This window comes from Mesorhizobium sp. WSM4807, from assembly GCF_055811615.1.
The window spans coordinates 1-2,396 of the sequence record NZ_JBVVQY010000024.1; the positions used below are offsets into that span (position 1 = coordinate 1).

The 2,396-nt window shown below is 63.3% G+C and carries 2 protein-coding genes; both read left to right on the forward strand.

Annotation, left to right across the window (positions count from 1 at the left end):
- The first annotated feature begins 253 nt into the window (after window positions 1–253).
- The gene (rpsB, locus tag AC0L3N_RS25280; protein WP_123145844.1) at window positions 254–1,051 is read left to right on the forward strand and encodes a 30S ribosomal protein S2; all 798 of its coding nucleotides are present in this window, start codon (window positions 254–256) and stop codon (window positions 1,049–1,051) included.
- 117 nt (window positions 1,052–1,168) lie between these two features.
- A complete protein-coding gene (tsf, locus tag AC0L3N_RS25285) occupies window positions 1,169–2,092 on the forward strand; it encodes a translation elongation factor Ts (protein WP_473550142.1) in 924 nt (307 codons plus the stop codon).
- The last annotated feature ends 304 nt before the right edge of the window (window positions 2,093–2,396 follow it).

The window sequence follows — 2,396 nt, forward strand, 5'->3', positions numbered from 1 at the left end:
AGCGAAAACTCGCAACCTGGGATACCGACTACCTGATGGCAGCTCTCCAACCCCGTTAACCTGGACTCGTTGCCCTGCGCAAGACACCGCAGCGCTTGCGTTTGTCGCGCATCCCCTCTATATGCGCGCTCATTCCACACACGGACTTTGGTGTCTGCCCGGGAGAAATCCGGCTGAAACCTCCGGTGGCGTTCGAGGACAAAGTCCAGAAATGCCTGTGTCCGTGGAGGCTAACCGGAAAGGATACTCAAGAATGGCTCTGCCTGATTTCAGCATGCGCCAGCTTTTGGAAGCTGGCATTCACTTCGGCCACCAGACTCACCGCTGGAACCCGAAGATGGCGCCCTATATCTATGGCGCCCGCAACAACATCCACATCATCGACCTCTCGCAGACGGTGCCGCTGCTGCACCAGGCGCTGAAGCAGGTTTCCGACACCGTCGCCAAGGGTGGCCGCGTGCTGTTCGTCGGCACCAAGCGCCAGGCGTCCGACATCGTCGCCGACGCCGCGCAGCGCTCGGCCCAGTACTATGTCAACTCCCGCTGGCTCGGCGGCATGATGACCAACTGGAAGACGATTTCGAATTCCATCCAGCGCCTGCGCAAGCTCGACGAGATGCTGGCCGGCGAGGCCCAGGGGCTCACCAAGAAGGAGCGCCTCAATCTTGATCGCGAGCGCGAGAAGCTCGACAAGGCGCTGGGCGGCATCAAAGACATGGGCTCGACGCCCGACCTGATGTTCGTGATCGACACCAACAAGGAAGCGATCGCCATCCTCGAGGCCAAGCGTCTCGGCATTCCGGTCGTCGCCATCATCGATTCCAACTGCGACCCGGACAAGATCGATTTCCCGATTCCGGGCAATGACGACGCGGCCCGCGCCATCCAGCTCTATTGCGATCTGATCGCCAAGGCTGCAATCGACGGCATCGCTCGCCAGCAGGGCGCGCTCGGCGTCGACGTCGGCGCTTTGGCCGAGGCTCCGGTCGAGCCGGCACTCGAGCCGACGCCGACCTCCGAAACACCGGCTGCCCAGACACCGGAAGCGTAGCAGCGAAGGCCGGTTTCGGCCTTCATCTTTCTCATATTTTGGCGCGCTAAGCGCTGGCGCCAGGCGCATCATCGAGGACCGGTGGTGCGTCGGTGCATTTTAAACAAAGAGGCGACAATGAGCATTTCGGCTGCACAGGTCAAAGAACTCCGCGACTTGACCGGCGCGGGCATGATGGACTGCAAGGCGGCGTTGAAGGAGACCAACGGCAACCTGGAAGAGGCCGTCGACTGGCTGCGCAAGAAGGGCATTTCCAAGGCCGACAAGAAGGCCGGCCGTACTGCCGCCGAAGGCCTGATCGGCGTCGATTCCGGTATCCGCGAGGCGGCGGTCGTCGAGGTCAACTCTGAGACCGACTTCGTTGCCCGCAACGCCGCCTTCCAGGAGATCGTCGCCAAGGTCGCCAAGGTCGCGCTCGCCTATGGCGGCAAGACCGAGGCCGTCGCAGCCGCACCGTATCCGGGTTCGGACAAGTCGGTCGCCGACACCATCAAGGATGCTGTCGGCACGATCGGTGAGAATCTTGGCTTCCGCCGTTCGGCCAAGCTCACCGTAGAGCACGGCGCTGTCGCAACCTACGTTCACAATGCGGTTGCCGACGGCCTTGGCAAGCTCGGCGTGCTGGTCGCCATCGAGACGACAGGCAACGCGCAGGCCGCCAACGCCTTTGCCCGTCAGGTCGCTATGCATGTCGCCGCCACCAACCCAATGGCGCTGACGACGGAGCAGCTCGATCCGGCCGCGGTCGAGCGCGAGAAGGCGATCTTCGCCGACCAGGCGCGCCAGTCCGGCAAGCCGGAGGCGATCATCGAGAAGATGGTCGAGGGCCGTCTGCGCAAGTTTTACGAAGAGGTCGTGCTGCTCAAGCAGGCTTTCGTGCTCAATCCCGACATCACCGTCGAGAAGGCGCTGACGGATGCCGAAAAGGAAATCGGCGCACCGGCCAAGATCACTGCCTATCTGCGCTTCGCGCTCGGCGAGGGCATCGAGAAGGAAGAAACCGATTTCGCGGCGGAAGTCGCGGCGGCGGTCAAGAAGTAAACCGCACTCTATTTTCTGAAAAGACTTTACGGCCGGGTGTCCGCGAGGATGCCCGGCCGATTTCTTGCGCGTTATCGATGAAGGCCAGGCGGTCGGCGGCAAGCCAGCTGGCTATCTGCCGGATCTGCTCATGCCCGGATCTGCTCGTGCAAGATGCATTTGCCGGCGTAAGCTAACGACTGGAAGAGAGTTTTCCGGCTCGGGGGGGGGGGGGGGGGGCCGGGGGCGCGGCGGGAGGGGGGACACAACAAATATGGGGGGCCCCCCCCCGCGGCCGCCCCCCCCGCCCGGGGCCCCCCCGCAA